Annotated in this window: 17 protein-coding genes; 6 read left to right on the top strand and 11 right to left on the bottom strand. The window is 64.2% G+C overall.

What is annotated here, in order from left to right; all coding sequences use genetic code 11:
• The first annotated feature begins 202 nt into the window (after positions 1-202).
• From ACFZAI_RS19615 to fusA, 4 genes are all read left to right on the top strand, one after another.
• Entirely contained in the window at positions 203-1,618 is a 1,416-nt protein-coding gene (locus ACFZAI_RS19615; protein WP_391568541.1) for a PLP-dependent aminotransferase family protein, read from the top strand.
• Between the two features lie 29 nt (positions 1,619-1,647).
• The gene (locus tag ACFZAI_RS19620) at positions 1,648-1,992 is read left to right on the top strand and encodes a TIGR01244 family sulfur transferase (RefSeq protein WP_054427342.1); all 345 of its coding nucleotides are present in this window, start codon (positions 1,648-1,650) and stop codon (positions 1,990-1,992) included.
• A gap of 99 nt (positions 1,993-2,091) precedes the next feature.
• Positions 2,092-2,556: a universal stress protein gene (locus ACFZAI_RS19625; protein ID WP_054427343.1), complete on the top strand. Its 465-nt coding sequence runs from the start codon at positions 2,092-2,094 to the stop codon at positions 2,554-2,556.
• A 289-nt stretch (positions 2,557-2,845) separates the two neighbouring features.
• Positions 2,846-4,957: an elongation factor G gene (fusA, locus tag ACFZAI_RS19630; RefSeq protein ID WP_391568506.1), complete on the top strand. Its 2,112-nt coding sequence runs from the start codon at positions 2,846-2,848 to the stop codon at positions 4,955-4,957.
• Positions 4,958-4,967: 10 nt separating this feature from the next.
• Here fusA and ACFZAI_RS19635 read toward each other — a convergent pair whose 3' ends face one another.
• On the bottom strand, positions 4,968-5,897 hold the full coding sequence (locus tag ACFZAI_RS19635; protein WP_391568507.1) for a DMT family transporter: 930 nt from the start codon (positions 5,895-5,897) through the stop codon (positions 4,968-4,970).
• A gap of 302 nt (positions 5,898-6,199) precedes the next feature.
• On the opposite strand from ACFZAI_RS19635, the gene ACFZAI_RS19640 reads away from it, so the two are divergent.
• The gene (locus ACFZAI_RS19640) at positions 6,200-6,670 is read left to right on the top strand and encodes an Lrp/AsnC family transcriptional regulator (protein WP_175171626.1); all 471 of its coding nucleotides are present in this window, start codon (positions 6,200-6,202) and stop codon (positions 6,668-6,670) included.
• A gap of 12 nt (positions 6,671-6,682) precedes the next feature.
• On the opposite strand, the gene ACFZAI_RS19645 is transcribed toward ACFZAI_RS19640, so the two are convergent.
• Entirely contained in the window at positions 6,683-7,492 is an 810-nt protein-coding gene (locus ACFZAI_RS19645) for an alpha/beta fold hydrolase (protein WP_054427347.1), read from the bottom strand.
• A 110-nt stretch (positions 7,493-7,602) separates the two neighbouring features.
• Here ACFZAI_RS19645 and ACFZAI_RS19650 point away from each other — a divergent pair, with 110 nt between their 5' ends.
• Complete coding sequence (locus ACFZAI_RS19650) at positions 7,603-8,100, top strand: YbaK/EbsC family protein (protein WP_054427380.1); 498 nt, start codon at positions 7,603-7,605, stop codon at positions 8,098-8,100.
• Positions 8,101-8,193: 93 nt separating this feature from the next.
• Here the strand turns inward: ACFZAI_RS19650 and ACFZAI_RS19655 are convergent, their stop codons facing one another.
• From ACFZAI_RS19655 to ybgC, 9 genes are all read right to left on the bottom strand, one after another.
• The gene (locus tag ACFZAI_RS19655; RefSeq protein ID WP_391568508.1) at positions 8,194-8,991 is read right to left on the bottom strand and encodes an ABC transporter ATP-binding protein; all 798 of its coding nucleotides are present in this window, start codon (positions 8,989-8,991) and stop codon (positions 8,194-8,196) included.
• Positions 8,988-10,031 carry a FecCD family ABC transporter permease gene (locus ACFZAI_RS19660; protein ID WP_391568509.1) on the bottom strand — a complete coding sequence of 348 codons (1,044 nt, stop codon included), beginning with the start codon at positions 10,029-10,031 and terminating at the stop codon, positions 8,988-8,990. The genes ACFZAI_RS19655 and ACFZAI_RS19660 overlap by 4 nt, the downstream gene beginning before the upstream one ends.
• Positions 10,031-10,717: a tol-pal system protein YbgF gene (gene ybgF / locus ACFZAI_RS19665; RefSeq protein WP_054427350.1), complete on the bottom strand. Its 687-nt coding sequence runs from the start codon at positions 10,715-10,717 to the stop codon at positions 10,031-10,033. The genes ACFZAI_RS19660 and ybgF overlap by 1 nt, the downstream gene beginning before the upstream one ends.
• Before the next feature lie 86 nt (positions 10,718-10,803).
• A complete protein-coding gene (gene pal, locus ACFZAI_RS19670) occupies positions 10,804-11,304 on the bottom strand; it encodes a peptidoglycan-associated lipoprotein Pal (RefSeq protein ID WP_006217420.1) in 501 nt (166 codons plus the stop codon).
• Between the two features lie 31 nt (positions 11,305-11,335).
• Complete coding sequence (gene tolB, locus ACFZAI_RS19675; protein ID WP_391568542.1) at positions 11,336-12,655, bottom strand: Tol-Pal system beta propeller repeat protein TolB; 1,320 nt, start codon at positions 12,653-12,655, stop codon at positions 11,336-11,338.
• A gap of 16 nt (positions 12,656-12,671) precedes the next feature.
• Positions 12,672-13,808, bottom strand: coding sequence for a cell envelope integrity protein TolA (gene tolA, locus ACFZAI_RS19680; protein ID WP_391568510.1), 1,137 nt, complete (start codon positions 13,806-13,808; stop codon positions 12,672-12,674).
• A gap of 39 nt (positions 13,809-13,847) precedes the next feature.
• Complete coding sequence (locus ACFZAI_RS19685) at positions 13,848-14,309, bottom strand: ExbD/TolR family protein (protein ID WP_391568511.1); 462 nt, start codon at positions 14,307-14,309, stop codon at positions 13,848-13,850.
• Entirely contained in the window at positions 14,309-14,989 is a 681-nt protein-coding gene (tolQ, locus tag ACFZAI_RS19690) for a protein TolQ (protein ID WP_046807611.1), read from the bottom strand. The genes ACFZAI_RS19685 and tolQ overlap by 1 nt, the downstream gene beginning before the upstream one ends.
• Positions 14,990-14,991: 2 nt before the next feature.
• On the bottom strand, positions 14,992-15,414 hold the full coding sequence (gene ybgC / locus ACFZAI_RS19695; protein ID WP_054427354.1) for a tol-pal system-associated acyl-CoA thioesterase: 423 nt from the start codon (positions 15,412-15,414) through the stop codon (positions 14,992-14,994).
• Positions 15,415-15,437 lie beyond the last annotated feature (23 nt).

A 15,437-nucleotide genomic window follows, 5' to 3' on the forward strand; every position in this document is an offset into this window, starting at 1 on the left:
CGTCTGCTATTGCGGGCTTGCGGTATTGCTGTCACTCTACGCATAGTTATCGGTACAGTACCGATACACTTTCACATGTCACTTTAATCACTGGCCTGGTCGATTCCCCATGACAGTTGCTCCTTCCCCCGGGTCTTATCCCGCCACTTCTCCCGCCGCTTCTCCCACCGCTTCTTCCGCAGCGTCCTTGCCCTGGATGCCCGTGCGCCAGGCCGACGCCTCGCTTGTCAGCCAACTGGCCGACGGCCTGGCGCGCCGCATCGACGAACAAGGGTTGCGGCCCGGCACCCGCCTGCCGTCCATTCGCAAAATGGCCGAACAGTCTGGCGTCAGCCGCTTCACGGTGGTTGAGGCGTATGACCGGCTGGTGGCCCGGGGGCTGGTGCAGTCCCGCCGCGGGGCAGGCTTTTTCGTCCGCGCGCGCAGCGGTCCGCTGGCGGCGGTCGCGACGGCTCCGTCTTCCCCCTTGTCGCCGAACGCACGCGTAGACATCGCCTGGCTGCTGCGCAGCATGTTCCGCGAAACCACCGGTCCGGGCATGCCGGGCGGCGCGGGCTTGCTGCCGGCCGATTGGCTGGACCCCGACATGGTGGCGGCCGCCGTGCGCGCGGTGGGGCGCTCGGTGCGGGCGAACCTGGTCAGCTATGGCCATCCCCAAGGCTTCGCGCCGCTACGCCAGCAGATCGCCGCGTCCTTGCAGAATGACGGCGTGCCGGCCCACCCCGAACTGAATCTGTTGACCACCAATGGCGTCACCCACGGCCTGGACCTGGTCGCCCGTTACTTGGTGAAGCCCGGCGACACGGTGCTGGTGGAAGACCCGGCGTGGTTCGTGATCTTTGGCCGGCTGGCGGCGTTCGGCGCGCGCCTGATCGGCGTGCCGCGTGGGCCGGATGGCCCCGACATCGCCCTGTTGGAACAGCTGGCGGCGCAGCACAAGCCCAAGCTTTTCATCATCAACAGCGCCGTGCACAACCCCACGGGCCATACGCTGTCGGCGGGTGTCGCCTACGACATCCTGCGCATCGCCGAGCGCCACGATTTCATGGTGGTCGAAGACGATACCTACGGCGAACTGCACCCCGGCGGCGCCATGAAACTGGCGGTGCTCGACCGCTTGAATCGCGTCATCCTGGTCAGCGGCTATTCCAAGATGCTGGCCGCGAGCCTGCGTGTGGGCTATGTGGCCGCCAACCCCGAGATCCTGCAAAAGCTGGCCGACCTGAAAATGCTGGCCGGGCTGACCTCGCCCGAACTGGGCGAACGCGTCGTCCACCGGGTGCTGATGGAAGGGCAGTACCGGCGCCACATCGAACGCGTCCGGACGCGGGTGGACGCCGCGCGGGAGCGGTGCCTGAAAGGGCTGCTGAAGCTGGGCCTGACCGTGCCGCACGAGCCGAACGCGGGCATGTTCGTCTGGGCCGATTGTGGCCGCGACACCGAAGTGCTGGCGCGCGCAGCGGCTGACCAGGGGTTGCTGCTGGCCCCGGGCACCCTGTTTTCACCGTCGCAGGCGCCGTCGACGATGCTGCGCTTTTCGGTTTCCATTGCGGATGACCGTGGAATCTGGAGCCAATTGGAAAAACTCTTCGCGCAAAACGGCTCCTACAATCAATAATACGCAGCTGAATATTTGAAGGAACCGCCATGTCCGCACCGATCAAACCCCTGACCGAAAACTTCGCCGTCGCGCCGCAACTGGGCCCTGACGACATGGCCGATGTGGCCGCCGCCGGCTACAAGAGCGTCATCATCAACCGCCCCGACTTCGAAGGCGGCCCCGATCAGCCCACCGCCGCCGACGTGTCCAAGGCGGCCGAAGCCGCTGGCCTGAAGATCGAATACCAGCCCGTGGTGGGCAGCGCCATGACGGTTTCCGACGTGGTGCGCTTCGCCGAACTGCTCAAGACCCTGCCTGGCCCCGTGCTGGCCTATTGCCGCACTGGCACCCGCTGCACCAATTTGTTCGCCGCCGCCCAGCAATTGGGCTGACGCGGCGTTTGACGCGCATCAAGCCCGCAGGGTTCGCTTGATGTGAACCTGACGGGTTTCCAGTAGCATAAAGATTCCTCTCAAACAGGAGCAGGCAAGATGTTCAAGAAGATCCTGATTCCCACCGACGGTTCGCCGCTGTCGGCCCAAGCCGCCAACGCGGGCATTTCCTTTGCACGCTCGGTTGGCGCCGAAGTCGTGGCCCTTTACGTGACGCAACCGTTTGCGGCCACGATCGGTTTTGACGGCATGGCTGCCGCCTACGCCATCACCGACGAAGACTACGAAAAGGCATCGGCCGAACAAGCCGACAAGTACCTGAAACAGATTACCGACCGCGCCGACACCGGCGGAGTCAAATCCGAAGCGCGCGCCGTGTCGAACTTCAACGTGGCCGACGGTATCGTGCAAGCCGCGGCCGACTCCGGCTGCGACCTGATCTTCATCGGCAGCCACGGCCGTAGCGGCCTGTCGCGCCTGCTGCTGGGCAGCGTCACCGCCAAGGTGCTGTCGCTGGCCACCACCGCCGTGCTGGTGTATCGCGTGAAGGAAGAAAAGAAGTAAGCGTGCGGCCGCAGGCCAACGCAGCAGCCCCTCTTCGGAGGGGCTTTTTTTTTTGCCGCGCGCCGGGCTGGGCATACGCCGGTATGACCGGGGCAAACCAATGATGCGCAGGTTCCCTTGTCGAAGGTAGTGGCAAAGCTTGTATCTTGACGCGCGGCGCGTAATATTTACGCATCAGTGCGGGCGCAGTGACGCTTCACCCCATCACGACACGCGGCATGGCGCCCGCCGCGGCAACGCCCGGTCGGGCTTGCCGTTTTGCATAGTGGTTCACTGCAAGGAAGAGGCCATGACCCGCAAGACGCGTATCGAGCTTTACCGCAATATTGGCATCAGCGCCCATATCGACGCGGGCAAAACGACGACCACCGAACGCATCCTCTTCTACACCGGCATCACCCACAAAATCGGCGAAGTCCATGACGGCGCCGCCGTGATGGACTGGATGGAGCAAGAGCAGGAACGCGGCATCACCATCACGTCGGCCGCCACCACCGCCTTCTGGAAAGGCATGGCGGGCAACTACCCCGAACACCGCATCAACATCATCGACACCCCGGGCCACGTGGACTTCACCATTGAAGTCGAACGGTCCATGCGCGTGCTGGATGGCGCCGTCATGGTGTATGACGCCGTGGGCGGCGTGCAGCCGCAGTCTGAAACCGTCTGGCGCCAGGCCAACAAGTACAAGGTGCCGCGCCTGGCCTTCGTGAACAAGATGGACCGCGTTGGCGCCGATTTCTTGCGCGTGCAACGCCAGATCGCCGAACGCCTGAAGGGCGACGCCGTGCCGATCCAGTTGCCGGTCGGCGCCGAAGATCATTTCGAAGGCGTGATCGACCTGGTCAAGATGAAGGCCATTTTGTGGGACGACGCCAGCCAGGGCGTGAAGTTCACGTATGTGGACATCCCTGAAAAATTGCAGGCTGAAGCGCAGAAATGGCATGACAAGATGGTCGAGAAAGCGGCCGAAGCCAACGAGACCCTGCTTGAAAAATACCTGTCTGGCGAAACCCTGACGGAAGACGAGATCAAGCTGGGTTTGCGCACGCGCACCATCGCCAACGAGATCGTGCCCATGCTGTGCGGCAGCGCGTTCAAGAACAAGGGCGTGCAGGCGATGCTGGACGCCGTCATCGATTACATGCCGTCGCCGGTGGATGTGCCGGCCATCAAGGGCCACGACGAACGCGACCGCGAGATTGAACGTCATCCGACCGACAACGAACCGTTCTCGGCGCTGGCGTTCAAGATCATGACGGACCCGTTTGTCGGGCAACTGGTGTTCTTCCGCGTGTACTCCGGCGTGGTGAAATCCGGCGACTCGGTCTACAACCCGATCAAGGGCAAGAAGGAACGGCTGGGCCGCATCCTGCAGATGCACGCCAACGAGCGGCGCGAGATCACCGAGGTGTATGCGGGTGATATCGCCGCGGCCGTCGGCATCAAGGACGTCACCACCGGCGACACGCTATCTGATCCGGCGCACATCATCATTCTTGAACGCATGGTCTTCCCCGAACCCGTGATCTCGCAGGCGGTGGAACCCAAGACCAAGGCCGACCAGGAAAAGATGGGCATCGCCTTGAACCGGCTGGCGCAGGAAGACCCGTCATTCCGCGTGCGTACCGACGAGGAATCGGGCCAGACCATCATCTCGGGCATGGGCGAGCTGCACCTGGAAATTCTGGTTGACCGCATGAAGCGCGAGTTCAACGTCGAAGCCACGGTGGGCAAGCCGCAAGTGGCGTATCGCGAAACCATCCGCAAGGCCTGCAACGAGGTTGAAGGCAAGTTCGTCAAGCAGTCGGGCGGGCGCGGCCAGTACGGCCACGTGGTGCTGAAGCTTGAGCCGCAAGAGCCGGGCAAGGGCTATGAATTTGTTGACGCCATCAAGGGCGGCGTGGTGCCGCGCGAATTTATTCCGGCGGTCGACAAGGGCATCCGCGAATCGCTGAACAATGGCGTGCTGGCGGGCTATCCCGTGGTGGATATCAAGGCGACCTTGTTCTTCGGTTCGTACCACGACGTGGACTCCAACGAAAACGCCTTCAAGATGGCGGGCTCGATGGCGTTCAAGGAAGGCATGCGGCGCGCGGACCCGGTGCTGCTTGAGCCGATGATGCAGGTCGAGGTGGAAACGCCGGAAGACTTCACAGGCAACGTCATGGGCGACTTGTCGTCACGGCGCGGCATGGTGCAGGGCATGGAAGACATTGCGGGCGGGGGCGGCAAGGTAGTACGCGCCGAAGTGCCGCTGGCCGAGATGTTTGGCTATTCGACATCGCTGCGGTCGCTGACCCAAGGGCGTGCGACCTACACGATGGAGTTCAAGCACTACGCCGAAGCGCCGCGGCAAGTGGCGCAGGAAGTGATCGCGGCCCAAGGCTCGGGCCGCTGATCGGGCAGCGTCAGGCGCGGGCGGCCGTGGGGGCCGCCGCCGCAGCCGTTGCCGCTACCATGGCCTCGTTTGCGCGCATGCGCGACGAGGCCAGTTTTACGCCGATCAAGATCATCACGAAGCCATACGCGTGGAACAACTGCGGGGCTTCGCCCAGCAACGGCCACGCGAGCAGCGCGGCGTACACCGGCACCAGAAACATCGATAGCCCGGCCGTGGCCGGCCCCGCCTGGCTGATCAGCCGCCCGTAGACGTAGTACGCGCCCAGGCTGGGCACCACCGCCAGGAACAGCAGCACGGCCGCCAGCCGCGGATCGGTCCACGGGGGCGTCGCGCCCGCCGCGGCTTCGATGCCAGCAAAGGGCGCCAGCGCCAGCACACCCCCCAGCATCATCACCGCCAGCCGGGCGCTAGCCGGCACGGCCGGCATGGGCAGCCGCTTTTGCAGCACGGTGTAGAACGCCCAGCCGGTGGCGGCCAGCAGCACCCACAAGTCGCCCTGACCAAACGCCAAGCGGGCCAACGCCTGGGCATCTCCGCGCGACAGCACGACCAGCACGCCGCCCAAGGCCAACGCCAGGCCGGCCGCACGCAAGGCCGACAGCGGCTTGCGCCAGATCAGCGCCTCCAGCAGCGCCACCAGGATGGGGCTGCACGAAAAGATCAGGGCGATATTGGTGGCGCTGGTGGTCTGCGCGCCGATGTATTGCGGCGCCACGGCTACGCCCATGCCCAGCACGGCCAGCGGCAGCAGGGCAGGCAAGCCGCGCCACAACGCGCGGCGATGCGTGCGCAAGGCGGGGGCGGCCAAGGGCAACAGAATCAGCAAGGCCAGCAGCCAACGGCCAAAGGCAAGGAACACAGGGGGAAGGCTGGCGTCGTGCGCCCAGCGGGCGGCGACCATATTCGAGGCGAATAGCGCCGGGGCGGTCAAAAGCATGGCGGCGCCGGATAGGCCCAGGCCGGTTCTTGCGGGGACTGCTGCTGCGTGCGACATGGTTTCCAGCCGCGCGGATCGGCGCGCGGGTTGCTGCGTGGGAACTGCCGGCGCTTCTGCCGGGTTGTGCCGCAGCGAAAGCGCCGAAATCTGACGGGCGGGATAGAGGCCCGTCTTGCTGGAAAGTCTACGACCAGGGAAACAAAATAGGTTTCCTGATTCACGCCAGTTTGGCGCTTTCCGGAAAATATCTATCTTGTAGAATTGATTTTTACAGAGATATTCTCTTTGAAGGTGCGCCGCCCATGTCTACGCCTCCAAAAATCGACGATACCGACCGCAAGATCCTGCGCGCGCTGCGCTCGGATGGCCGGCTGACGAACCTGAAGCTGGCCGAGCAGGTGGGCTTGTCGCCCACACCCTGCTGGAACCGCGTGAAGGCGTTGGAAGAGGCGGGGGTGATTGAGGGCTACGCGGCCCTGCTGAACCAGAAAGCGCTGGGCTTGCCGGATACGGTGATGATCGAAGTGACGCTGGAGCATCACGACGACGAGACGCTGGCGCGGTTCGGCGAAGAGATCACCCGGCTGCCCGAAGTGGTCGAAGCCTTTCTCGTCACGGGCGAATATGACTATCTGATCAAGGTGGCCGTGGCCGGCACCGAAGGCTACGAAGAATTCCTGCGCAAGCGCCTGTACAAATTGCGCGGCGTGCGCCACAGCCGGTCAACGTTCGTGCTGCGCCGCTTGAAGCACACGCCCTCGGTCGAACCGTGAGCGCCGGGGCGTTCAGCCCCCCAGGAATTCCTGGATCGCGCCATTGAAGGCGCGCGGATTGCCCAGGTTCATGCCGTGCGACGACCCCACCACCGTCACCCGGTGCGCATGCGGCAGCCATTGCGACAACGCATCCAGCACAGCAGGATAGGGCGCGGGGCTGAGCGCGCCGCCGATCAGCAACGTGGGCAGCTTCAGCGTGGCGATCTGTTGCGGCGTCAACGTTTCCGGCTTTTCGTCGGCCTGCCCAAAGAGTGTGCCAACGTTGTCACGCACCATCTCTTTGAACCACGGCACCATGCGCTGCCAGGTGTCGGGCCCTGTCACCGTATCCACGAACAGCGCGAGGCCTTCCTCGATTTCGCCTTGCCGGATCAACGCCAAGGCGCGCTGACGAAAGCCGCCCCGCGCATCATCGCCACCGGGCAAGGGCAGGCCGGGATCGGCCAGCGTCAGGCTGCGCAGCGCATCGGGCTGGCGCAAGGCCACTTCCAGGGCCACGCGGCCGCCGCGCGAATGGCCCACCAGATGGGCGGGGCCGCCTGCAACCGTATCGATGAATTCCAACACATCGTCTGCGTGCTGGTCGATGGAAAACCCATCGCCTTCGCCGTCCCAGGATTCCGGCCAGTACCGGCGCAGGCACACCGCCAGCACGCGGAACGATTTGCCCAGCGGCGCCATCTGCGACTTCCAGTAGCGGCAGTCAGACAGGGAACCGTGCACCAGCACCATGGGCGCGCCGCTGCCGTATTCGGTGTAGGACATGGCGTAGCCGCCGATCAGGGCGGTTTGCAGGGGCAGGACGGGTTCGGAACGCATGAGGGGCAGGAAGGGGAAAGCCAGGTCCGCATTCTAGCCCGGCGCGGCGTGAGGCCAGCGCGCGCCGCCGCTGATAAACTCGTTCGCAGTCTTACACGGAGTCCATCACGATGTCCCCAGAGTCTCTTGCCGCCTTGCCCGAATCGGCCCAACGCGTGGCCCGCCTGTTGCTGGAAATTGGCCACGACAAACCTGTCGTGGTCCTGCCGCAAACCGGCAAGACATCGGCGGAAGCCGCGGCGGGGCTAGGGTGTGAGGTGGCGCAGATTGCGAAGTCCATCATCTTCCGGCGTGCCGCCGACAATGCGCCGGTGCTCGTCATCGCCAGCGGCGCCAATCGCGTGGACGAGGCCAAGGTGGCCGAGCAGGTGGGCGCGCTGGCCAAGGCCGACGCCAAGTTCGTGCGCGACAACACGGGTTACGCGATTGGCGGCGTCTGCCCCATCGGCCATGCCGTCAAACCGGTGATGTTGCTGGACGCCGACTTGTTCAATTACGACAGCCTGTGGGCCGCTGCCGGCCATCCGCACGCCGTGTTCAATCTGACCCCCCAGCAGTTGGCGGACATGACCGGCGCGCCGGTGGTGGATGTCGCCCAGCGCGCCTGAAGCCACCCCTTGAGTTTGAGCAGCGGAATCTCTGCGGCTGAGTCTTTGCCACTGAGCCAGCACGCAAGTCCCCGCGCCTGCGGGGCGCCTGCTTCAGCGCGGGTGCTCGTCCAGCCCGTCGATCAGCACTTGCCGCAAGCCGCGCGAGCAGGCCTCGACCCGCGCTTGCACCCCATACACGGCCGCAAGCGACGCGGGCGTGATGACGTCCGCCGGCTTGCCTTGCGCGTGCAACCGGCCTGCCTGAATCATCACGGCGCGGTCGGCGTGCTGTAAGGCCACGTTCAAGTCGTGCAGCACGATGATGCTGATCAGCCCGTGTTCCTGCGTTTCGTGTTTCAGCAGGCGCATCACGTGGAATTGGTAATTCAAGTCCAGGGCAGACAGGGGTTCGTCCAGCAGCAGCACCCGCGGATGGCGGATCAGCGCTTGCGCGAGCCCGACCAGCTGCTTCTGTCCGCCAGACAGCGCATCCAGGTAGTGCATCGCCAGGTGCGCGATGCCCAGCCGATCCAGCAGCCGCTCGATAGCGGCCATGTCCGCGGGGGGCGCCAGCGCGTTGTGGCTGGCATTGGCCGCAACCAGCACCGATTCAAAGACGCGCAGGTGCACGGCGGCCGGCAGGCTCTGCGGCAGATAAACCATGTGCTGGGCGCGTTCACCCACGCCCAGCCGGTTCAAGTCCTGGCCGTTTAACAAGACGCGGCCGTGGCGGGTACGAACGAGCCCCGCCAACGCCTTGAGCAAGGTGGATTTGCCGCTGCCATTCGGGCCGAGCAGGGCGGTGACTTCCCCCGCCGCCAACGCCGGAATCGATAGCGCGTGCAACACGTCCTCGCGGCCATAGCCCGCGCTCAGTTGGTCGATATCCAGGGGGGCTCCGTGCGTCATGGCAGTTGCCGGCGCAGCACTACCGCCACGAAAAAGGGTATGCCGACCAACGCCGTCACGATGCCCACTGGCACGACCACGTCGGGCACCATGTTTTTCGACACGACGGAAGCCAGTGACAAAATCAGCGCGCCCACGAGCGCGCTGCCTGGCAGATAAAAGCGATGGTCTTCACCGAACAGACGGCGTGCGATGTGCGGCGCCACCAAGCCGATGAAACCGATCGTGCCCACAAAAGCCACGGCCAGCGCCGATAGCAGGCTGACGCGCGCCAGCGCCGCGACGCGCACCCGGCGCACGTCCACGCCGAAACTGGCGGCGCGGTCTTCGCCCAAGCGCAGCGCGGTAAGCTTCCAGGATTGGCGCATCGCCACCGGCAGCGTCAGCACGATGGCCGTAACCATCACGCCCACGCTTGTCCAGCTGGATCGCGCCAGGCTGCCCATGGTCCAGAACACCAGGCTCTGCAACGCTTCCGCGCTGGCCAGGAACTGCACCAGCGACACCAGCGCGTTGAATGTGAACACCATGGCAATGCCGAACAGCACGACGCCCGACGTGTTCATGCCGCTCCATCGGGCCACGGTGTCCAGCAGCAAGGCCGCCACGATCGCAAACACGAAGGCGTTGCCCCCGATCAGCCAACCGGTGGGCACGCCTGGAATGCCGAATTGCAAGACAATCGCCAGCGACGCGCCCAAGGCCGCGGCGGATGACACGCCCAGCGTGTAGGGGCTGGCCAGCGGGTTGTTCAGGATGGTCTGCATTTCGGCGCCCGCCAGCCCCAACGCCATGCCGACCAGCGCGGCCATCAAGGCGGAAGGCAGGCGGATGTCCCACACGATCACGCGGTAGGTTGCGTCCGCGGCTTCCGGCGCGCTCAACGTTCGCCACAGCTCGCGCCAAGGCAGGCCCGTTGGGCCGATGGTGAAGTCGATCAGCAGCGCCATGAAAATCGCCGCCAGCAGCAGGGCGATAAGCCCTGCGCGGCGGCGCAGGATGTGCCGGTACGCGCTGACCGCGCTAGCGGCTTGGCGCATTACTGCAGCAGTTGCAGGCGGCTCTTGGCCGTGCTTGCCGCGGGCGAGTTCGGGTAGTCGCGAACGATGCGCTGCAACGACGCCTTGGCGCCGGCGCGGTTGTTCAGTTCGATCTGGCCACCGGCGATGATCAGCAGCGCGTCGGGTGCGCGCGCGTTGTCGGGCGACTTCTGCACCATGGCGGTCAGTTGTTCGATGGCGCCCTTGAAGTCCTTCATGCCGTAGCGGCTGCTGCCCAGGTAGAACTGTGCGCTGGGGGCCAGTTGGCTGTTCGGGTAGAGCGCGGTAAAGGCGGCCAGCGATTCGGCGGCGTCCTTGTACTGGCCTTTGCGGAACAGGTCCATGGCGCCGTCATAGGCGGCTTGTTCTTGCGGGTCGCCGGCAGCGGTGCCCGGCGGGTTCGTGCCGCTGGGTGCGCCCGGCTTGGCGCTGGGCTGTTGGCGGGACACCAGTTCCAGCTGGTCGCGCAATTGGGCGACTTCCTGTTGCAGGGATTGAATCTGGTCGGCCAATTGCAGCTTGGCGCGCTGGCTTTGCTCGTTCTGCTGCTGAACCTGCTGACGCAAATCCAGTATGGCCTTACGAGCCTCGTCATCGGAAAAAGCGTGAGCGGGCGCCGTCAGGGCCGCAAGCACCAGGCCAGTGGCCACCATCAGAGGACGCAGAGACAGAACGTTATCGCGCATGAATATTCCCGGGTATAAAAACAAACGTCGGGACGGCCGGCTGACCGTCCCGACGCGTGGTAGGGCTCTTGGACTAAGCGAAAAGCTTAACGCAGATAGTTGATATCGGCGCGGCGGTTTTCAGCAAAGTCGGCTTCCGACGTACCCGTCGACTTCGGCTTTTCTTTACCGAAGCTGATGGTTTCGATCTGGTTGTCGCTGACGCCCAGCAGGGTCATCATGCGACGCACGGCGTCTGCACGACGCTGGCCCAGGGCCAGGTTGTACTCAGCACCGCCGCGTTCGTCGGTGTTGCCTTCGATCTTGACCTTCTGCTGCTGGTGCGAAGCCAGGTAGCGGGCGTGGGTTTCGACCAAGCCGCGGTACTGGTCCGACACGGTGTAGCTGTCGAAATCAAAGTACACCGAGCGCTGTTGCGCCAGGATGCTTTGGGGGTTAAAGGGATCAAGGATTTGGCCAGAGGCCGAAGATCCTTGGCCAGCGCCTCCGCCCTGACCCGCTTTATCGTCGAGAGGGACGGAGCTGCAAGCTGCCAGAGTGGCAGCCAGAGCGGCAATGGTCAGGCTTTTGGCAATGCGCGACTTCATGATAGTTCCTTTGCAAAGAGAGTCACACGTGTTATCGGGTAAATGGGCCCCAAGTCGGTTCACGTATTTCCCCGTTCAGTACCGAAAGCGTCTGCCGTACGCGGCCATCGCTCGAGACACCCGCAAGTACGCTACGGCCATTTTGGATAGCGGCGTAAAGGACTTGCATGCCATTCGGCGCGAAACTTGGCGACTGATCGTCACGACCATCAGTGATCAAGGATTCGGAGCCTGAGGACAGGTTCAACGACGCGATTCGAAACGCGCCGTCGCGTCTTGCAACGTACAGCAGCGTCGATCCATCGGGGGAAATTCGGGGTGATATGTTGTAACCACCATTAAACGTGAGGCGGCGTGCTTCGCCACCTGTCGAGCCGGTCTGGTAGATTTGCGGCCCGCCGCTGCGGTCACTCGTAAAGATAATGGAAGCACCGTCTGGCGTAAAGGTCGGTTCGGTGTCAATCCCGGGAGAACGCGTAACTCGGCTGGGATTCGACCCGTCGGACGCGCCAACGATGTAAATTTGCGACAAACCATCACGCGTCAACGCCACGGCAAGCTTGGAGCCATCGGGCGACCAGGCGGGGGCGCTGTTGTTGCCCTTGAAGTTGGCGACGGGAACGCGGGCGCTGGTCGCCAATGTGTGCACGTAGACAACCGGCTTGCCGGACTCGAAGCTCACATAGGCCAGCTTGGCGCCGTCGGGCGACCAGGACGGCGAAATGATGGGTTCACGCGAACGCAGGGCCACTTGCGGGTTTTGCCCGTCAGCGTCGGCCACTTGCAGTTCGTAGGTGGCGCCCTTCTTCAGCACGTAGGCGATGCGCGTCGAGAACACGCCGCGAACGCCGGTGATCTTCTCGTAGATGCGGTCGGCGATCTGGTGGGCGACGCGGCGCAGTTCCTGCTCGGTGCCGGAGAACGCCACGCCATCGAGCTGGCCCTTCTTGACCGTGTCGGCCAGGCGGTAGCGCACGTCGTAGCGGCCATCCGCGCCACGGGTGATGCTGCCATAAGCCAGGAAGTCGGCGCCTTTACCGCGCCAATCGTCATGGGCGATGGGGGAGTCGACATTCAGGCCGGAGCCGGCGGCGTTGATCAGGCGGAACTGGCCCGTGCGGGTCAGGTCGGCGCGGATCACTTCTGCCAGGGCGCGGCCGTGGGTGTCATCAACGGCAAAATCGGCGATGGCGACGGGATATTGCGTCGCGCCAGTGCCAGAAATATCAACACGCAATTGCGCATGGGCGGGTTTCACTGCCATCAGGCAGAGCGCGAGCATCAGCAAGCCGAGCCCATACGATCGCCAGAGAGCGAGGAGCGAACCTCGTCGGCTATAAGCGGGAGTCATATTCATCAATCTCCTGTCAATCATACATTTTGTGCACTACGTCAATGAACTTGTCGTAGCCGCCCGTGGAGGGCTTCGGGAACGGGTTGCAACGGCGGATACCGGTTTCGACCGCGCGGTCGAATGCCGGATTGCCCGACGATTCGGTCAGCGACACGCCGTTCACCTTCCCGTCAGTGCCTAACTGTACCCGGTATTGTGCCGTCGGATTGGCGCTGCCGGCGCGCGGCGGAGGCTGATATGCCACGCCCGGAAGGATGCAGGCGCGCACCTTTGCGGCGTAACCGTTATCGCGTCCACCGCCTGCCTGATTGCGGTCGGCGGTGCCACCGGGGATGCCGGCGGCGCCCAGGGCGTCATTGCGGAAAGCGTCCTTCAAGGCCTTGTCGGCAGCCGCCTTCTTCGCGGCAGCGGCCTTCTCGGCAGCGGCTTTTTCAGCCGCCGCCTTGTCTGCGGCGGCCTTCTCTGCCGCAGCCTTTTCGGCAGCCGCCTTTTCAGCGGCAGCCTTCTTGGCGGCGTCGTCCTTGGCCTTCTTTTCAGCAGCGGCCTTGTCGGCAGCGGCCTTCTCGGCGGCAGCTTTGTCCGCAGCGGCCTTTTCAGCCGCAGCCTTCTCGGCCGCTTTCTCGGCGGCAGCCTTTTCCGCCGCCTGGCGTTCTTGCTCCAGGCGCTTCTTCTCTTTCAGTTCAGCCTGCTTGCGTTCTTCTTCCAGGCGCGCCTTTTCCTTGGCTTCCGCCGCCTGGCGAGCCTTCTCTTCCTGCTCGCGCTTTTTCTTGGCTTCCTGAATGGCGATTTCAGGGTCTACTTCCTCGGTCTTCGGCTGAACCTGGGGTTCCGGCTTGGGCGGAGGAGGGGGAGGCGGCGGCGGTGGCGGCGGCTCGGGCGTCTTTTCAGGCTCCGGCTTCGGCTCGGGCTTGGGTTGCGGCTTGGGTTGTTCGGGCTGGGGCGTGGGCGGCGGGGCGACGGGCGAATTGCCGTCGGCCCAGAGTTGGACCTCGACGGGGCCGGGGGCCTCCGTGCGCCAGTTCACACCAAAGATCAAGGCGACCAGCAGCAGCAAGTGCACCGCCACAGCCAGAATGAGCGCATTCCGGTTGTCGTTGTTGGGCGGGGTGGCTGGCGGGCCGCTGCGGTGTCGAATTATGGGTGGCGTCATGGGCGTTGCGTGCCGGACATGCCGGCGGAAGGCGGCACGTTAGCGTTTTTTCGCGGATGCGGGCTGGGAGGAGCCGGCGGCGGACTGATCCACCAGCAGGCCCAGGCGGGTGATGCCGTTGGTGCGCAGTTCGTCCATCACCTTCACGACCGTCTCGTAGGGCACCTTGCCGTCGGCGGCGATGACCACCGGCGTTTCCGCGGTAATGCGCGAACGCACTTGCGCCACCAGTTCGGGGCGCGCGATGTCCTGCATGGTTGCGCCGGGTTCGCGCATGCGCAGGGCGATCTTGCCGTCTTCCGAAATCTGGACTTCCAGCGGCTTCACGGGCACGTCCGAAGCCGCCCCAACCGAGGGCAGCTGGATCAGGCCCGGCGTGATCAGGGGCGCGGTCACCATGAAGATGACCAGCAGCACCAGCATCACGTCGATGTACGGCACCACGTTGATGTCGGCCTTCATGCGGCGGCCGGACCTGCCGCGTGAGCTTACCGAGGGCATTAGCGCACCTGCCGTTGCAGAATGTTCAGGAACTCATCGACGAAGCTGTCGAAACGGATCGAGATACGGTCGATGTCATTCGTGAAGCGGTTATAGGCGACCACGGCAGGAATGGCGGCGAACAGGCCAATGGCGGTAGCGATCAGCGCTTCCGCGATACCGGGCGCCACCGAAGCCAGCGTGGCTTGCTGCATGTTCGACAGGCCGATGAAGGCGTGCATGATGCCCCAGACCGTACCCAGCAGGCCGATGTACGGCGACACCGAACCGGCCGAAGCCAGAAAGTTCAGGTGCGATTCCAGCGCATCCATTTCGCGCTGGTAAGCGGCGCGCATGGCGCGGCGCGGGCCGTCGAGCAGCGCAGTGGCGTCACCGGCGGAGTTGCCGCGGCGGGCCTTCAGGAATTCGGTCATGCCGGCATCGAAGATGCGGGCGAGCGCGCCTTGTTCATCACGGCGCGAGGCCACGGCCTGTTGCAGCATGGACAGGTCGCCGCCCGACCAGAAGTCGTCTTCAAAGCGGCGCGTCTGGGTATGCGCGCGCTTGATGGCCAGGCGTTTGGCGAAAATGTAGGTCCAGGACATGATCGAGATGCCCAACAGCATCAGCATGATCAGCTGGACCGGCACGCTGGCGTGCGAAATCAGCGAAAGCAACGACATGTCGTTGGTGACTTGCATGGTTATTCCTGAATGAATTCCAGTTTTGCGCGAACGTCAGCCGGCAACTCCGCCGGCCGCATGTGAATGGCGTCGACACAGCAGACTTGGATGTTGCCTTCGGCAAGCAGTTCCCCGTCGCGTTCCGCGCGCTGCGCGAAGTGTATCGAAGCGCGGCCGAGTTTGGTGATTCGGCTGCGTATGGTAAGCAAATCGTCTAGCTTGGCCGGTTTCCGGTAGGACATGTCCAAGGAGCGGACAACAAATAAGCGTTGTTCGCTGGCGGCCAGGCTGGACTGGTTGACTCCCAGGTTGCGCAGCCACTCGGTGCGTGCGCGTTCCAGGAATTTCAAGTAGTTAGCGTAGAAAACCACCCCGCCCGCATCCGTGTCTTCGTAATAGACACGGACTTGCAGGAGGGATTCGGCAGACTTCGGATCGGTCACGGTACGGATAGGCAATGAAGCGG

This window comes from Achromobacter sp. NPDC008082, assembly GCF_042957345.1.
In the GTDB taxonomy this organism is placed as follows: Bacteria; Pseudomonadota; Gammaproteobacteria; order Burkholderiales; family Burkholderiaceae_B; genus Achromobacter; species Achromobacter kerstersii_A.